This window comes from Marinomonas polaris DSM 16579, from assembly GCF_900129155.1.
GTDB classification, from domain to species: Bacteria; Pseudomonadota; Gammaproteobacteria; order Pseudomonadales; family Marinomonadaceae; genus Marinomonas; species Marinomonas polaris.
This window is the reverse complement of record NZ_FQVF01000022.1, coordinates 54,121-70,458: the sequence shown is the minus strand read 5'-3', so window position 1 is coordinate 70,458 and position 16,338 is coordinate 54,121. Positions and strand designations below refer to the sequence as shown.

12 protein-coding genes and 1 pseudogene are annotated in these 16,338 nt (G+C 42.6%); 7 read left to right on the top strand and 6 right to left on the bottom strand.

Annotated elements, in window-relative coordinates; translation table 11 throughout:
• Nucleotides 1-8: 8 nt before the first annotated feature.
• Entirely contained in the window at nucleotides 9-2,597 is a 2,589-nt protein-coding gene (locus BUA59_RS19855) for a TRAP transporter permease (RefSeq protein WP_072841459.1), read from the top strand.
• 186 nt (nucleotides 2,598-2,783) lie between these two features.
• The gene (gene ggt, locus BUA59_RS19850) at nucleotides 2,784-4,511 is read left to right on the top strand and encodes a gamma-glutamyltransferase (RefSeq protein WP_072841457.1); all 1,728 of its coding nucleotides are present in this window, start codon (nucleotides 2,784-2,786) and stop codon (nucleotides 4,509-4,511) included.
• A gap of 216 nt (nucleotides 4,512-4,727) precedes the next feature.
• On the opposite strand, the gene BUA59_RS19845 is transcribed toward ggt, so the two are convergent.
• Entirely contained in the window at nucleotides 4,728-5,078 is a 351-nt protein-coding gene (locus BUA59_RS19845) for a HopJ type III effector protein (protein ID WP_072841455.1), read from the bottom strand.
• Nucleotides 5,079-5,138: 60 nt separating this feature from the next.
• On the bottom strand, nucleotides 5,139-6,332 hold the full coding sequence (locus tag BUA59_RS19840) for a Bcr/CflA family multidrug efflux MFS transporter (protein ID WP_072841453.1): 1,194 nt from the start codon (nucleotides 6,330-6,332) through the stop codon (nucleotides 5,139-5,141).
• 293 nt (nucleotides 6,333-6,625) lie between these two features.
• On the opposite strand from BUA59_RS19840, the gene BUA59_RS19835 reads away from it, so the two are divergent.
• Nucleotides 6,626-8,512: an ABC transporter ATP-binding protein gene (locus tag BUA59_RS19835; RefSeq protein WP_072841451.1), complete on the top strand. Its 1,887-nt coding sequence runs from the start codon at nucleotides 6,626-6,628 to the stop codon at nucleotides 8,510-8,512.
• Nucleotides 8,513-8,548: 36 nt separating this feature from the next.
• Complete coding sequence (locus BUA59_RS19830; protein ID WP_072841449.1) at nucleotides 8,549-8,878, top strand: DMT family transporter; 330 nt, start codon at nucleotides 8,549-8,551, stop codon at nucleotides 8,876-8,878.
• A gap of 93 nt (nucleotides 8,879-8,971) precedes the next feature.
• Here BUA59_RS19830 and BUA59_RS19825 read toward each other — a convergent pair whose 3' ends face one another.
• The 4 genes from BUA59_RS19825 to BUA59_RS19810 all read right to left on the bottom strand — a co-directional run bounded on the left by BUA59_RS19825 (nucleotide 8,972) and on the right by BUA59_RS19810 (nucleotide 13,981).
• Nucleotides 8,972-9,838: an ABC transporter substrate-binding protein gene (locus BUA59_RS19825; RefSeq protein ID WP_072841447.1), complete on the bottom strand. Its 867-nt coding sequence runs from the start codon at nucleotides 9,836-9,838 to the stop codon at nucleotides 8,972-8,974.
• 149 nt (nucleotides 9,839-9,987) lie between these two features.
• Nucleotides 9,988-11,745 (bottom strand): alpha-amylase family glycosyl hydrolase, encoded by a 1,758-nt coding sequence (locus BUA59_RS19820; RefSeq protein ID WP_072841445.1) that lies wholly within the window; start codon nucleotides 11,743-11,745, stop codon nucleotides 9,988-9,990.
• A gap of 112 nt (nucleotides 11,746-11,857) precedes the next feature.
• Complete coding sequence (locus BUA59_RS19815) at nucleotides 11,858-13,090, bottom strand: glycosyltransferase family protein (protein WP_072841443.1); 1,233 nt, start codon at nucleotides 13,088-13,090, stop codon at nucleotides 11,858-11,860.
• 69 nt (nucleotides 13,091-13,159) lie between these two features.
• Nucleotides 13,160-13,981 (bottom strand): HAD-IIB family hydrolase, encoded by an 822-nt coding sequence (locus tag BUA59_RS19810; protein ID WP_072841441.1) that lies wholly within the window; start codon nucleotides 13,979-13,981, stop codon nucleotides 13,160-13,162.
• 138 nt (nucleotides 13,982-14,119) lie between these two features.
• Here BUA59_RS19810 and BUA59_RS19805 point away from each other — a divergent pair, with 138 nt between their 5' ends.
• From BUA59_RS19805 to BUA59_RS19795, 3 genes and pseudogenes are all read left to right on the top strand, one after another.
• Nucleotides 14,120-15,013 carry a DMT family transporter gene (locus BUA59_RS19805; protein ID WP_084122580.1) on the top strand — a complete coding sequence of 298 codons (894 nt, stop codon included), beginning with the start codon at nucleotides 14,120-14,122 and terminating at the stop codon, nucleotides 15,011-15,013.
• Nucleotides 15,014-15,361: 348 nt separating this feature from the next.
• Nucleotides 15,362-15,571: pseudogene (locus BUA59_RS24355) on the top strand (IS91 family transposase); the annotation flags it as partial.
• A 304-nt stretch (nucleotides 15,572-15,875) separates the two neighbouring features.
• Nucleotides 15,876-16,328 (top strand): hypothetical protein, encoded by a 453-nt coding sequence (locus tag BUA59_RS19795; RefSeq protein ID WP_217653758.1) that lies wholly within the window; start codon nucleotides 15,876-15,878, stop codon nucleotides 16,326-16,328.
• Nucleotides 16,329-16,338 lie beyond the last annotated feature (10 nt).

The following is a 16,338-nucleotide window of genomic DNA, read 5'->3' as shown; positions in this document are numbered from 1 at the left end:
GAGTCTGTATGTCTATTAATACAACCACCTCAGCTTCACCAGATAAGTTAGAAGAGCTTGTCGCGGAAGCCGACACAGGTAAGCGTAATCCAACTGGAAAGATCTCTATCGGTTTACTTTTTTTTGTACCACTCATGTGGTCGTTGTTTCAGCTATGGACAGGCTCGCCTTTGCCATCACAATTTGGCATAGGCTTTTTAAACGACACTCAATCTCGTGCTATTCATTTGGCTTTTGCTGTTTTTTTGGCTTTCTTAGCTTTCCCTGCTTTCAGTAAAAGTCCCACTCGCCATATTCCGTGGTTAGATTATATTTTGGCCGTTCTTGCGGCGGCATGTGCTTCGTACTTGTATTTTTTCTATGGTCAGTTAGCAATGCGTCCAGGGCTGCCAACCACAACAGACCTTGTTGTTTCTGCTATCGGTTTGATTCTGACTCTAGAGGCGGCTAGACGCTCTCTTGGGCCTGCTTTGATGCTAGTTGCTTTGTTTTTCCTGCTATATGTATTTTTTGGAGACAGTCCTGTTTTACCTGAGATACTTCGCTGGAAAGGGGCTTCTTTTGAAAAAGCCATGAACCATATGTGGCTAACAACGGAAGGTGTATTTGGTATCGCTTTAGGGGTGTCCTCTGGTTTTGTTTTCTTATTTGTTTTGTTTGGTGCCTTATTAAATCAAGCAGGTGCAGGTAATTATTTTATTAAAGTAGCGTTTGCTTTGCTTGGGCATATGCGTGGCGGTCCTGCAAAAGCGGCTGTTTTGTCATCTGCTATGACAGGTTTGATTTCTGGTTCTTCTATTGCCAATGTCGTGACGACAGGTACTTTTACAATACCTCTGATGAAGAAGGTGGGTTTTAGTGCTGAAAAAGCCGGAGCGGTAGAAGTTTCTTCCTCGGTAAACGGTGTCATTATGCCTCCAGTGATGGGGGCCGTGGCTTTCTTAATGGTGGAGTACGTAGGTATTCCATATATTGATGTAGTTAAGCACGCTTTTTTACCAGCTACTATTTCGTACATTGCCTTACTTTATATTGTGCATTTAGAAGCGCTTAAAGCGGATATGAAAGGCTTGCCTCGTTCTACACCCGCACGTACTTGGACGGCACAATTGATTCGTACAGGTATCGTTGTATCCAGCATGCTGATACTGACAGGTATTTTGTACTATATCGTTTCGGCGATTAAGTGGTTATTAGGGGACTTTTCAAATATTGGTTTGCTTGCGTTTGTGGTGATTGGTTATTTTGGCTTGTTGTATATCTCGTCAAAATCTGATGATCTAGAAATTGACGCAAGCGATGAAGCAATTATTAAATTGCCAATTTTCGCTGAAGTATACAAATCCGGTTTGTATTACCTAGTGCCATTGATTGTATTGGTGTGGTTTTTGATGGTTGAACGTAAGTCTCCAGGCTTGTCTGCTTTTTGGGCTTGTATGTTGATGGCATTTATTTTGATCACCCAGAAGCCTCTAAAAGCCTGGTTTCGTAAGCAAAAACACGTCGTTCAGCAGGCAAAGTCAGGTATTTTCGATTTAATCGAAGGCTTGAATACTGGCGCTCGCAACATGATTGGTATCGGTGTGGCGACAGCAACCGCAGGTATCATCGTGGGTACAGTTACTCTGACGGGTATCGGGCAAGTTATGGCGGAGTTCGTTGAGCTGGTATCTGGTGGAGTTTTAATCATCATGCTACTCATGGTTGCTCTTATTTCTTTGGTGCTTGGAATGGGCTTGCCAACCACAGCTAACTACATTGTCGTTTCGTCTTTAATGGCAAGTGTTGTAGTGGAGCTGGGAGCACAATCTGGTTTGATTGTGCCACTTATAGCGATTCACATGTTTGTGTTTTATTTTGGCATCATGGCCGATGTCACACCTCCTGTTGGTTTAGCGTCCTTTGCGGCGGCGGCAGTATCAGGTGGCGATCCAATTAAGACTGGCTTCACGGCATTTTTCTACTCGATGAGAACTGCTCTGCTACCATTCTTATTCATTTTCAATACCGATTTGCTTTTGATTGATGTGACCTTTATTCAGGGTGTCGTCGTCTTTATTGTTTCCTTGGCAGCCATGCTAATTTTTGCTGCGGGTACGCAAGGGTATTTTATGGATCGAAGCAAATGGTATGAAAGTGCCGCGTTGCTATTGATTGCATTCACACTTTTCCGTCCAGGTTTTTGGCTAGATATGGTCGAGGCACCATATCAAGAGCGTCCAATCCAAGAAATGTATAGTTACATTGATCAGCATCCTACTTTAGATACATTAAGAATGTCGGTTGAAGGTGAAAATTTAGATGGTCGTTGGATTTCGAAAACGGTACATATGCCGCTATTAGGTCAAGGTGATGCGGTTGACAGATTGCTCAAAGGTGCAGGCATTGAGTTGCGTGAAGAAGAGGGTAAATATCTGATCGACAATTTATCGTTTGGTAGTTATGCGGAACAGCAGAAGTTGGATTTTGATTGGGAAATAACACAATTTGAAGTAGATGCTGATCGACCTGCAAAAGAATGGTTCTTCATCCCCGCTTTTTTATTGGCTGTTTTAGTGGCTTGGCGCCAGCGTAAACGCAAGGCGAAGTCTTTGTAATCGAATGGTTATATCTGTTTCAGTTGTCTTGAAGTGGATATTCCGACTGGGCGTTATAAATTTGTTGTCGCTTAGTAAATTAAGCGACAACATTGATGATGTGTTGATTGTAAAAAAATAATCAAGATGGCATTAGAATACTTGGCGGGCACGCCATATATCTATACTAATAATAAGAGGTTAATTATGTACAAATATAAATCTAAAATAATACTTTTTGTTTCCTGTTTTTTAACGGCTAGTTGGGCTTTTGCCCAAACATCTGCCATCTATTCAAGTGATAGCATTCATCATCCGACTTGGGCTAAAAATGGCATGGTGGCAAGCCAAGAGGCGATTGCATCTACTGTGGGAGTTGATATTTTAAAACAAGGCGGTAATGCCGTCGATGCTGGTGTCGCTGTCGGTTTTGCTTTAGCTGTTACTCTGCCGCGTGCGGGTAATATTGGTGGCGGTGGTTTCATGATGATTTATGATGCCAAAAGTAAGAAAACCATAGCACTTGATTATCGAGAAATGGCGCCTGTTAAGGCTTATAAAGATATGTATTTAGACAAGGATGGCAATGCAGTTGAAGAGCTATCTCGTTTTCATGGCCTTGCCGTTGGCGTCCCCGGAACGGTTGCAGGCTTAGTTGCAGCATTAGAAAATTATGGCACGATGGATCTTAAAACCGTGATGGCCCCTGCGATTGAACTGGCGGAAAAAGGCATCATAGTAACACCTGATTTATATACTTCTTTACAAAATGCTAAAGCCCGTTTGCAGAAATGGGACAGCAGTAAGCCTATTTTCTTTAAAGATAATGGCAACGAAGATTATCAAGTTGGTGAACTTCTTGTTCAAAAGGATCTGGCAAATTCACTGAAACTTATCGCTGATAAAGGCATTGATGGATTTTATAAAGGCGTAACTGCAAAAGCGATTGCTAAAGCAGTTACAGACGCTGGTGGTTTAATTACAGAAGAAGATTTAGCCAATTATAAAGTTGTTATTCGCGAACCTGTTGTAGGTAATTATCGTGGCTACACGATCGCATCTATGCCACCGCCTTCGTCAGGTGGAATTCATATTATTGAAATTCTAAATATTTTAGAAAACTATCCAATCTCTGAAATGGGGCATAACTCTGCAGCAAGTATTCATGTTATGGCGGAAGCGATGAAATTGGCTTATGCCGATCGAGCTGAGTATTTAGGTGATCCTGACTTCATCAAGGTGCCAACTGCGGGTTTAATCAATAAAGACTACGCTAACGGTTTATTTAATCAAATATCGAAAGATAAAGCCCGTCCTGCAAGTGATATTAAGCATGGTCAGCCAATGCCTTATGAAAGCGATCAGACGACGCATTTTTCTGTCATGGATAATTCAGGTAACATGATTTCTAATACGTATACCTTGAATTTCTCTTATGGCACGGGAATGGTTGCGAGTGGAACAGGCATATTATTGAATAATGAAATGGATGATTTTTCTGCCAAGCCAGGAGTTGCAAATGGTTATGGATTAATTGGTGGCGATGCAAACGCCGTTGAAGGTAAAAAGCGCCCATTATCGTCAATGAGTCCTACTTTGGTCTTCAAAGATGGGGAACCTGTGATGGCAACAGGAAGTCCTGGCGGTAGCCGCATTATCACCACGACACTGCAAATCATCATGAATGTCATCGATCATAAAATGAATATTGCAGAGGCAACGAACGCTATTCGTGTACATCATCAATGGTTGCCAGATGAACTGCGTGTAGAGAAAGGCTTGAATCAGGACACGAAAAGTTTGCTAGAAGCAAAAGGTCAAAATGTCATTGAAAAATCAGCGATGGGTAGTACACAATCGATTATGCATACAGAGCAAGGTTTCTATGGTTCATCTGACCCTAGAACACCAAGTGCATTAACGACAGGTTATTAATTTTGCTCAAATAAAACTTGTTTAAGCAAACCATGAAAACACTATAGCTACTATTCTATGGTGTTTTTTTATGTTTAAGCGGAATGTTTCAAAATGGTTGGCTTTAAGTCAATGTTCATGAAATCTACAAGTTAGTAAAATTAAAATCCTTAGATGGAAAGCTTGGCCATAAAAGCCGCAACTTACACTAAAGAGTATTGTTGCGGCGTTTTTAGATTAATTTTTTGGAACGAGAGCCGTTGCAGTGAAAGTAATACCACTCCAGCCATTGTCAATGAATTGGCGAATGTTTTGGTGATCTGTCGCTTCAGGATTTTCTAAAACATCGACACGGTAAAAATCACCAAATAAATTTAGGGTTTCGACTTCTGTTAGTTGGTGAATAGATCCGAAAGAAAAAATCTTACAAGAACCATTGTTTTCATTAATGCCATTGGTCTGCTTGCCATTAGAAAACGCAGCAGGCGTGAAATCGTATTCACGCTCAATCACATCAATCACTTCTTTAAATTGTACTTGCTCAGGTGTGCTCTTGATTTTTTCTATGAGCGTTTGAGTACTTAGCATTGGGACTCCGTTTGATATATAAAATTTATTTTTTTGACATTATTACGTTATTTCAAAAGATTAATGCTCAGTAGTTGGCTCGGCATATCGAACCGTAACCTTGAAGCAAATAAAAGCAATTATGCCACAAGCGGCAATGGTGCCAAGCATTGGAACAAAAGTGCCATTGTGAAGGATACTGATCACAGCGCCGCCTAAGGCGCCAAAGGCAAACCGTGATGTTCCTGCTAATGCAGTCACACTGCCATTATGGCTGCCTGCATGCTTCAAAGCGCCCGCCATAAACCCACTACCTAATATGCCCATTGGCCCCATAAATAGCATGCTGGAAATAATAATCAGCCAAAGTGGTGGATGACTAAAAAAGCTTAAGACAATCATTAACGCTGAGGCTGTTAGGGGAATATAAATTGCGTACTTAGAGAGAACTTCGGTACCAAGCTTTTCAACATAACGACCATTAATGGTTGAGGCTAGCATCATAGAAATGACGTTCAAGCCAACTAAGAAACCAAAATTAGCAGGATCAACGTCATATATTTCAATATACACAAAGGAGCAGCCAGTGATAAAACTCATCATACCTGCAAAGTAAAAGGCAGAAGCTCCGATATAACCCATCACAGAGCGGTTTTTGATCAAGGTAATATAGTTTCTAATCGCATTGCCAAATGAGAAGGGCGTGCGCTTTTCAACCGGCAAGGTCTCTGGGATGGTACGAAGAAATAACACGATGGCGATAATGGCTAAGATGCCCAGCATAACGAAGATGTAGTGCCAATTTAAAATAATGAGAATGGCGCCACCGATAATAGGTGCCGCTAAAGGTGCTAATGCCATTACTAGCATGATCATCGACATGGCTTTGGCAAATTGATTGATCGACATACCATCTTTGACTAAGGCCGGAACGCACACAGCAACAGCCGCACCGCCCAAGGCTTGAATTGCGCGCCCAGTCATTAGCATTTCATAGCTTTGGGTCAAGGCACAGATAAAGCTGCCAATGGCAAAAACAACCAAACCACCGACGACGACTTTGCGTCGGCCAATTGCATCAGAAATAGGGCCAAAAAGAATCTGTAGAAAAGCGAACACCAGCAAATAGATGCTTAGCGTCATCTGGATGAGGCCTATGTCTGTATTTAGGCTTTTAGAAATCGTTGGAATACTGGGCAAGTAAGCATCAATCGCCAACGGTGTAAGCCCAGATAAAAGACCGAGTACTAAAATAATAGGAAATGTGAGTTTCATGCTTCAACTTAAATAGTAGGTTAGTCGGTTTTACCGAGTAGAAATCATAAACCAGTAGTAGGGTGATAATTATAATAGGTTTACACTTCGTCGTTTAGTTTAATTGTGCAAGTACTGAGTAAAACCCAATAGGCTACAATTCAGAAAGACTATCTTTTCTGGTTTTCATTTATGGAACGTGGTTCAATTTCGCCTCTATTTTTAATGGACAGGAAGTTTTTTGTCCAGTACGACACTTATTTTCGCTATGTTTTTCTTGATAGTGTCTATTTTAAAGTTCGATAAGGAAGATCATGTTACGTTTTTTTGAAAAATGGGTGCCAGCTTATCCCGATATAGAAGCTGTGCAAGCACCAAAAACGCTGTTTGCTTTTTGTCGTTACTACTCAAGAGGAGTGGAGCTTCCGCTGCTGTTGATGTCTATTTTAACGGCTGCCATCGCCATTTTAGAAGTGACCTTATTCAGCTTTATGGGGCAGTTGGTAGATTGGTTGATTAATAAGAATCCAGACACCTTTTTTGCTGAGGAAAGTACGCACTTATTAATGATGTCTTTGATGATTCTGGTGGCGATGCCATTAGTAACTTTTTTTCATTCGGCGATTATTCATCAGACGCTTTTGGGTAATTACCCAATGCGGATTCGTTGGCTGTCTCATCATTATATTTTGCGTCAAAGTATGTCGTTTTTTCAGGATGAGTTTGCTGGGCGTATATCTACTAAGGTAATGCAAACCTCACTTGCGGTTCGTGAAACCGTGATGAAGCTGCTTGATGTCTTGGTTTACATCGGTGTGTATTTTATCTCTATGGTGGTGTTGATTGCTAAAGCAGACTATCGCTTGATGATCCCAATGTTAGGTTGGTTGGTTTGCTATGTATTGCTGCAAATGTATTTTGTTCCTAAATTGAAAAAAATCTCAGCAGAACAAGCCGATGCACGCTCCACTATGACTGGGCGAGTCGTCGACAGCTACAGCAATATTTCAACCGTTAAGCTTTTTTCTCATCATCAGCGTGAAGCGGATTATGCAAAAGACGGCATGGATGGTTTCTTGCAGACGGTTTACAAGCAAATGCGCTTGGTCACTATGCTTAGTGTAGGTGTGCAAACTTGTAACTATGTGTTGGCATTTTCTGTAGCGGCTTTGTCTATTTGGTTATGGACTGGCAGCATTATTAGTGTTGGTGCAATTGCTATTGCGGTGAGTTTGGCGCTTAGGCTAAACGGTATGTCCCAATGGATTATGTGGGAAATCAGTGCGCTATTTGAAAACATCGGCATGGTTAACGATGGCATGAAAACACTGTCTCGACCTATCGAGATAGAAGACAAGCCAAACGCGCCAGCGCTTTCAGTTCCACATGGTCTTATTGAATACGATGCGGTCAATTTTCACTATGGTAAGCAAGACAGTAAGGTCATTGAGAACCTTGTCTTGTCTATAAAAGCCGGTGAAAAAGTCGGTCTTGTCGGTCGCTCTGGTGCCGGTAAGTCAACGATTGTTAATTTATTGATGCGTTTCCATGACATTGAATCAGGTCAAATTCGAATTGACGGACAAGACATCAGCGCTGTTCAGCAAGATTCGTTGCGTGGTCAAATTGGTATGGTGACTCAGGACACGTCTTTACTGCACAGAACGGTTCGCGAGAACTTGCTCTACGGTCGTCCTGATGCAACGGAAGAAGAGATGATTGCTGCAGCTAAGCAAGCAGAAGCTCATGACTTTATTCAAGACTTAACCGATCCGTTTGGTAATGCAGGTTACGATGCCATGGTCGGTGAGCGTGGTATCAAGCTTTCCGGTGGTCAGCGTCAACGTATTGCCATTGCGCGAGTCTTGTTAAAAGATGCGCCTTTGCTGATTCTAGATGAAGCAACATCTGCATTGGACTCTGAAGTAGAAGCTGCGATTCAAGAGAGTTTGTACAAACTGATGCAAGGCAAAACCGTTATCGCTATTGCTCACCGCTTGTCGACAATTGCTGCCATGGATCGTTTGATTGTATTGGATAAAGGCAACATCGTTGAGCAGGGCAGTCATGAAGAATTGATTCAGCACGCTGGTATTTATGCATCGCTTTGGGCGCATCAAACTGGTGGCTTTTTAGCGGAAGACATTGATCTAGAAGATGTTAAATCAGACAGTGTTAAACCAGAAAAAACCACCAGCTAGTCGTTACCGTAAAATTTTTAATGTAGGGAAGGGCGTATGACGTATTTTATTTTGTTTCTCGCTATCTTAGCTGAAGTCATTGCTACGACGGCTTTAAAGGCATCAGACTCCTTCACTAAATTAGGCCCAAGCATTGTATTGGTTGTCGGTTATGCCGTGGCTTTTTACTTGCTAACTATAGTTATGCGCTCTATGCCAACGGGCGTGACTTACGCGATTTGGTCTGGATTAGGTATCGTCTTGATTTCGGTATTTGGCTATCTGTTTAACAGTGAAAAGCTGGATTTGGCGGCTTGTATTGGAATGTCTTTGATTGTCGCCGGTGTGGTGGTGATTAATGTATTTTCTAAAACGGTAAGCCATTAATAAATAGTTGAATACTGGAAGTATAAAAAAACTCGCTGATGGATTTCAGCGAGTTTTTTTGTTTTAGGCGCCATTTTAAAGCAGTTCTAGGACTTAAAGAGCGTCTGCAATTTCTTTCACTTGCATTCTAAGACTTTGTAAGCCATTACCTGATAAGTACCAAAGCTTAGGCGATAAATAGGCGACTTTGATGGTGCCAGCATCTTGTGCTGCTAGCTCTACTTTTAATTCTGCAATATCTAGAGTGTTCTTGGTGTCGCCAATCGCAGCGCTACGGTCAACGATAAATAAAGTCGTTGGTTTCATCTCTGCAATATTGTTCACGCTAAGTGATGTAAATGTACGAGTGCCGCGTTTTTGTGGCGTTACATGAGACGGAACTTTTGATGCATCTAAGCCTAATAACTGAGTTGCTATAGGTTCATCTCGTAATCCGAAAGAACCATTGTTATGCGTCACAACCAGAATAGTCGGATTGTCTTTAATGTCCGCTTTTGTCGATTCGATGTCTGTGTTTAATTCCGCAAGCGCTGTATCCGCAGCGTTTTTGGCGTTAAATAAAGTCGCGATTGAGGTGACGTTTGCACTGAAGCTTTCCCAGTAGTTGTCACCAAAAGCTTCAACTTGTTGAACTTTACCTATAGCCTCTAGGGCGCTCTTTTGGCCTGCTTGGCGACCTGTGATCACAATAAGATCTGGGTTGAGAGTTTTGATTGCTTCTAGATCTGGTGTTTTTAAACCGCCCACATCAGTGTACCGAGCATCATTAAATTGCTTAAGGTAGTCTGGAAGTACTTGTTTAGGTACTCCAACCACGTAGCTTTCTAAATCTAGAGCGGCAATGGTATCTAAACTGCCAAGGTCAAAAATCGCAGCTTTAGGCAATTGCGTTTCTGCAGTGGATAGCTGGCTGAAGGCGACCAATGTTCCGATGGCTAGGATTTTTCTTAAATTCATCATGTTCACAATTACCTATGTCTTAAATAAAAAGAGCTTGAAATAAAAATAACCATTATCAATGGCTGATAATGGTTATCATTGTCTCATTTTTATTGGCAGGTTTTGCGGCTATAACCTAGTACGGTGTGTTGCTAAACATGAAACGAAAACTAACTGCTTTTGAGCTTACTTTTCTTGTTAGCAAGCCAAACGAACTGATAGGGCATTAAAGTGACTTTGCCTAAATGGTCTTCGTATACTTGTTCTGATACTAAATCTGTCCAGTCATCGGTGGCTATTAGGTTAAGTTCAGACAAGTTAAAATTTTGCGGTTGGTCTGTCATATTATAAACAGCAAACAAGCTTTGTCTTCTGTCTAGGCTTTGACGCCAGAAGGCAAAGAGGTTTTCACCCATGTGCAGCACGTACTGAGTTGCATTTGGGTGAAAAGCTGGCTGTGCTCGACGTATTTGAATTAATTTCGTTACGCTTTGGAATACTTTCTGATGATGGGTTGGTGTGTTTAATACATGATCCAAATCTTCCATGTCCCAAATATGACGGTTTATTGAGCGAAATTGGCCGGTATTGTCTACGCGCTCTAAATCGTTTTCTGTGCCAAATAAACTATGAATATAAAAAGCGGGTACGCCTTCAAGTGCCATCATTACACCAGCGGCGCAAAGGAAGCGAGCAAACTGCCATTTATCTGGGCCGTGTAGTGCTGATCCTGATAAGGCATTCCATAGGCTGATATTGATTTCATAAGGCTTGGCTTCGCCTTGCGGCGTAGTGCGTGAGCTTATTTTGCCGCCAAAGCGCTTCATAGTATTGATCAGCGTTTCCAGTTCCCACTCCGAAAGTAAGCCTTCCGTTGGGCGCAAGCCAATACCATCATGGGAAGCAAGGAAATTTAAATAGGTTGTACCTTGCTGAGCCGGTGTCATGCTCATTAACCATTGTTTTAAATGGCTACTGTTTCCGGTCACCAAGCTATTGATGAGCAACGGCGGTAAAGAGAAGTTGTAAATTAAATGAGCTTCGTTGGCATTACCAAAGTAGGTTAAATTTTCCTGATTGGGTATGTTGGTTTCAGTGATGATCACGGAATCTGGCGCGTAATGCTCAATCATTAAGCGTAATAAACGAATGATTTCGTGGGTTTGTGGCAAATTGATGCAAGAGGTACCTGGGATCTTCCACAGAAACGCCACGGCATCTAAGCGAAACCAGCGAATGCCTTTTTCTAGATACAAACGAATAATGCGCAGGAACTCTAATAGAACGACTGGATTTTCAAAGTTCAAATCGATCTGATCGTGACTAAAAGTACACCAAACGTGTTTTTCGCCGTTTTTAGTTTGTATTTCTCGTAATAATGGCGATGTTCTAGGGCGAACCACAGCACTTAAATCTGCATTTGGATCGGCTTCATAAAAGAAACTCGCGCCCGGCTCAACGCCAGCTTTGTAATTTTCAAACCACATGCTTCGGCTTGAGCAATGGTTGATCACCAAATCGCCCATTACTTTAAAATCTTTCGAAAGATTCACGACATCAGCCCAGCGTCCGCAGGATGGATTGACGGTTGTGTAATCCATCACACTAAAGCCATCGTCCGAGCTATAAGGAAAAAACGGCAGTAGGTGAACAGCGGAGATACAATCAGACAATTTGCTTTTTACAAATTTGTGCAGGGTTTCCAACGGCGCTTCTTCTTTTCTGCGCAAGGTGTCTGCATAGGTAATCAGCATAATGTCTGATTGCTCCCATAGATTTCTATGAGGACGAGGAGACTCAGTTGACGGATCTAGATTAAATGTGGCTAAACACTTTGCCGCCAAATCCTTATTGTCCAAGCTTGGGTAAATGACTTGCAAATGAGCGATTAAGCGCTGTTCTAGATGCGACAAAGGAGCATTTTCCATGTTTACCTACCTGTCTTTTTAGTGATTGAAAAGCAACGTAGTAACGTTCAACTTAGCAAAAAGATTACTTTAAGGGTCAGTTCTTTTTTGACCGATCTTTTATTTAGAGTCTCTATTGTTTTTTAGGACCGTATTGGGCCATATCCAATTCAACGGCTTGAGCCAGTTGATTCATCACGCCAGGGAAAGCACTCACAACACGGTTCCAGCTAGGTATGAAAGGAGTTTCCATTGGGTTGTCTAGATATTGGTTACCAGCTTTCATGATGTTGCTAGCGAACAATTCGACAGCTTGCTCTTCTGTATGAACATCTAATTTTAGACCATTAATTTCAGCATCGTTGCGGTAAGTCTCAATGAAATCTAGAGCGACACGATAATAGGTGGCTTTGATCGTACGGAAAGTTTCTTGGTTGAAAATAGTGCCGTTAGTCGCCAGCTTTCTGAAAATAGCTTTAGTAATGTCGATGGACATTTTAGACAGACCACCATCGTCATTATCGGCAGACAAGTCTTGGTGTTTGTGATCATAAATGTCAGCGATATCCACCTGACACAAACGGTTGGTAGAGTAGTTACGGTACATTTCACTTAGTACACCAATCTCCAATCCCCAGTCACTCGGGATGCGCAAATCGGTCATTACATCGCGGCGAAAAGAAAACTCACCTGCCAGAGGATAGCGATAGCTGTCTAAGTAATCTAAGTAATCCAAATGCCCAAAGACTTTTTTAAGCGAGCATAATAATGGCGTGACCAATAAACGGCTCACGCGGCCATTCATTTTTCCATTGGCGGCACGAGCATAAAAGCCTTTACAGAATTCGTAGTTAAAGTTTGGATTGGCAACCGGATAAATAAGACGAGCCAGCAGTTCTCTGTCATAAGTGACGATATCGCAATCGTGCATGGCGATAGATTCCGCTTTACCAGCGGCTAGGTTGTAACCCATGCAAAACCAAACATTGCGGCCTTTGCCCGGATCGGATGGCGAAAGATGTTCGCCTTTTAAGACGCTGTCGATTTCTCGTAGGCGAGGGCCGTCATTCCAAAGTACTTTAACGTTTTGCGGTAACACGCTGAAAAACTCTAATGCGTGTCGGTATTGCTCTTCTGTTGCTCGGTCTAAGCCAATAACAATTTCAGACAAGTAAGGAACTTGCTGTAAATGCTTAAGAATATTCGGCATGGCGTCAGTTTCCAGCTCGGAATACAGACAAGGAAGGATAAGAGACATTGGGCGTGTTTTAGCAAACTCACACAGCTCTTTTTCCATTTCTTCTAACGGGCGGTGCGCCAAGTTGTGAAGTGTGGTGATGATACCGTTTTGATGAAAGTCGCCCATAGTTGTTCTCCTGATATTTTTATAATAACTGTTAGTAGTGTCTTCTCTTTCTGTCGTTAAAAAGTGCCGTTACAAAATGCCTTGTTGAATCAAAACTTTGTTGATTGCTTGTGCCCAGCCTTCGGGTCCATACGCGTCGCTAAGCCAAGCATCGCAACGATTTGGGATTTCTGGTGGCGCATGAACAGGTGAGCGAATTACGACTGGAATGTCAGCCTTGCTCAGCATACCTATGTCGTTTTCACCATCGCCTAATGCCATGGTAGTAACGTCTTCGTCGCTTTGTTGTTCATACAATTCTTTGAGCCATAACATGGCGTTTGCTTTGTCACAGTGCTCGCCCATCAGATGAGCGAAGCGACCGCCTTTCTGAATTTGCACGCCAAATGGTGCAAGGTCGTCGCGTAATGCATTAAGAGCAAGGTTAGAATCGGTCCAAACCATAGGCTCGGTAAATTCTCGTTGCATGGCTTGCTTGGCGTTTTCTTCACTCAAGCCAGTGATAGAAACCAGTTCTTGCCATGTCATCTCACTGAAGCGTCTGAAGGTGTATTGCTCTTGTTTATCATTGGTGAGTTCGATTAGTTCGTCGCGTCTTGGGCCGAATGACTTGCGCCAATACTCACCGCAGTCCTCTAAAGTTTCGTCTATAGAGAGGGCTAAATTCTTAGGGATATAAACAGCAGAGCCGTTTTCCACGATAAAAGCGTCTTGGTGGTTGAGCTCTTGTCTAAGAGACACAAGCTCAACAAATGTCTTGCTGGTGTTGATGACGCAAGGAATAGAAAAAGTCTTCAGCGACTGTAAGGCCGCCAGTGCAGGTTTGAAACTGTATGTGTGATGATCGAGTAATGTGCCATCCAAATCGGTAAAAATTAAAAGCGTTGTCATGTCGATTCCTTTTTGGGTCCATCAAAATACCGCTGGTGGACGTTAGTATGAGACTTGCAAATCTGGTGCCAGTGCGTAAAAGTGGCTTTTTCCTTATGAGGTACATGCCTAAGATTAACTAGGCTGTTGAACAAATTGATGACAAGTTTGCTACGTTTATGTGTCTTTGTGATTCTGGCTTTGTTGGCGTTCGCGGCAAACTCTGTTTTGTGTCGTCTGGCGCTTAACGATGGACTTATCGATCCGGCTCAATTCACCACGTGGCGCTTGCTTAGCGGAGCCGCTACCTTGGTGTTACTGAGTGCTTTTCAATCTCTTAAACATCAGCACAATGATTTGAAAATAGCGTGGTTAGAAGGCAGCTGGTTATCGGCCTTTGCGCTCTTTATTTATGCCTTGGGCTTTTCCTACGCCTACGTGACATTATCGACCGGAATGGGCGCCTTGATACTGTTTGGTGCCGTACAACTAACCTTGATCTTATTCGCAGTGTGGGCAGGGCAAAAGCTGGTTTGGTTGGAATGGTTAGGGCTGGCGATAGCCTTTGCTGGTTTTGTCTATTTAGTGCTTCCTACTTTGTCGTCTCCCTCTTTGCTTGGCTTTGTCTTAATGACGCTAGCAGGCGTGGCGTGGGGCTTGTACACATGGCGAGGTAAAATCTCGACTAAGCCTTTATTTGCCACCACATCTAACTTTGTTCGAACCATTCCCATGTTATTGATTGCCTTGCTTGTTATTCATCTCAATACCGAGCAATCACAGATCGCCCAGCCTGAAGGTATTATCTTAGCCGTCACCTCGGGCGCGATCATGTCTGGATTAGGCTACGCCATCTGGTACGCCGTCCTGCCTTATCTTAGTGCTTCCATGGCTGCCGTGTTACAGCTACTGGTTCCTATCATTGCCACAATAGGAGGCGTAGTTTTTGCCAATGAATCCATAACTTTACACCTCGTCATAGCCACGTTAAGTGTCTTGGGTGGTGTGTTACTCGTTATTCTCGCAAGAAAACGAACATCTAAAAACGCCTAGTTTTGGTGCGTTTTTATCTCAATGCGCCATAATCGACAGGTTTATGTTTGAAAATTGATCGTTGTTTTAGTCCGATAACGTAAACATTTCCCCGTTATGTTTTTCAAGGGGAGGGCTAGGGAGGGGTTATTACTTCGGAGCTTTGACCCTGATTTCCGCTGGAGATGCGAGCAAACCAAACACCACCGCTCGACACTGTCGTTTGACCTCGCTTTTAGTGTTCGCCTTGCTCCACGTCAATCAACAAAATACCTTGAATCCCAAGTCACTCTGTAGGGCACGATGAGCGCAGCGTGATCTGCCGCGAAAGCGAAGCTTTCTTTTGGATGTAGATCACTATTTATATTGAATGCGATAAGAACAAAAGTAAAAAAGTGGGTAGATAAGCAATTAGACAAGTACGAGCAGCAAACCAATGATGATATTGAAAAGGTAGCTGAATTGAGTTGCTCATGCCCTGCTTGTGGAGAGCGTACAGTTGTGTATCTTGGCGATGTCTCTGAGAGTAAAGTGACAAAGTGGCTTCGCATCATGCTGCCATGTGACAATGGCAGTTAGCGTTAGCACTTGGTGAGATCAGGGTATAAAAACAGATCAGGTCAGAAGGCCTGATGGAATCGCTTGCCTCACGAGTCAAATCGCGCTACAAAAGAGCAAATAAATAACCAACATAGCGGCGATCAAAGACGACCTGAAGCGGCATAGTCCAGACAGACGTTGGTATTAAGCGAGTTATTTAACAGGGACGTCCCACCATGAAAAAAGCAAATCCCCTATATAGACAACGCAGCCGTTCAACAGTGGGTTATAGCCGCAGCTACGCTGCTGTGTAACCCTTAATTGTTATATTCCAAGGTCAGTCATGACAAATGAAGTTGTAAATTTTTTAGTAGAAGAAGCTACATCAGAGGGATTCAAGACTGAATCTGCGATATTCGGCGAATTGTTTCTTGAAAATGAGCCTCGTTCGATAAGGCAATCTACAGGTGCTGTCTATGGCGTGTTAGTTGAATCAAAAACGCCCCCTCGAAAGGATTTAAAGCCAATTAAAGGCTTTCCCAATCTTTATCCTGTGTATTGGGGAAAGGATATCGCCCCAGTAAGCAGGTTGAAGGCGCATGTTCAAAATCATCAATCTACAGGAAATGCCGATCTCCGAAGCATTGAGGAGATACAAGGAAAGCGACTTCTGTTCGGTGCTATTTTTGTGGAAAAGTATTCCGAATTTGAGGGTTATCTACACGATTCATACCCGCCAATAAAAGGTCAGAAAAGTCGAGGCAGAACCGGTACTATCGTGGAGGTAATCAATTGAAATATAACAA

Bases quoted from the DNA above. Each gene is read 5' to 3' on its own strand.
- BUA59_RS19805 (WP_084122580.1), top strand. From the start codon at position 14,120: ATGACAAGTTTGCTACGTTTATGTGTCTTTGTGATTCTGGCTTTGTTG.
- BUA59_RS19835 (WP_072841451.1), top strand. From the start codon at position 6,626: ATGTTACGTTTTTTTGAAAAATGGGTGCCAGCTTATCCCGATATAGAA.
- BUA59_RS19855 (WP_072841459.1), top strand. From the start codon at position 9: ATGTCTATTAATACAACCACCTCAGCTTCACCAGATAAGTTAGAAGAG.
- BUA59_RS19820 (WP_072841445.1), bottom strand. From the start codon at position 11,745: ATGGAAAATGCTCCTTTGTCGCATCTAGAACAGCGCTTAATCGCTCAT.
- BUA59_RS19795 (WP_217653758.1), top strand. From the start codon at position 15,876: ATGACAAATGAAGTTGTAAATTTTTTAGTAGAAGAAGCTACATCAGAG.
- BUA59_RS19815 (WP_072841443.1), bottom strand. From the start codon at position 13,090: ATGGGCGACTTTCATCAAAACGGTATCATCACCACACTTCACAACTTG.
- BUA59_RS19825 (WP_072841447.1), bottom strand. From the start codon at position 9,838: ATGATGAATTTAAGAAAAATCCTAGCCATCGGAACATTGGTCGCCTTC.
- ggt (WP_072841457.1), top strand. From the start codon at position 2,784: ATGTACAAATATAAATCTAAAATAATACTTTTTGTTTCCTGTTTTTTA.
- BUA59_RS19830 (WP_072841449.1), top strand. From the start codon at position 8,549: ATGACGTATTTTATTTTGTTTCTCGCTATCTTAGCTGAAGTCATTGCT.
- BUA59_RS19845 (WP_072841455.1), bottom strand. From the start codon at position 5,078: ATGCTAAGTACTCAAACGCTCATAGAAAAAATCAAGAGCACACCTGAG.
- BUA59_RS19810 (WP_072841441.1), bottom strand. From the start codon at position 13,981: ATGACAACGCTTTTAATTTTTACCGATTTGGATGGCACATTACTCGAT.
- BUA59_RS19840 (WP_072841453.1), bottom strand. From the start codon at position 6,332: ATGAAACTCACATTTCCTATTATTTTAGTACTCGGTCTTTTATCTGGG.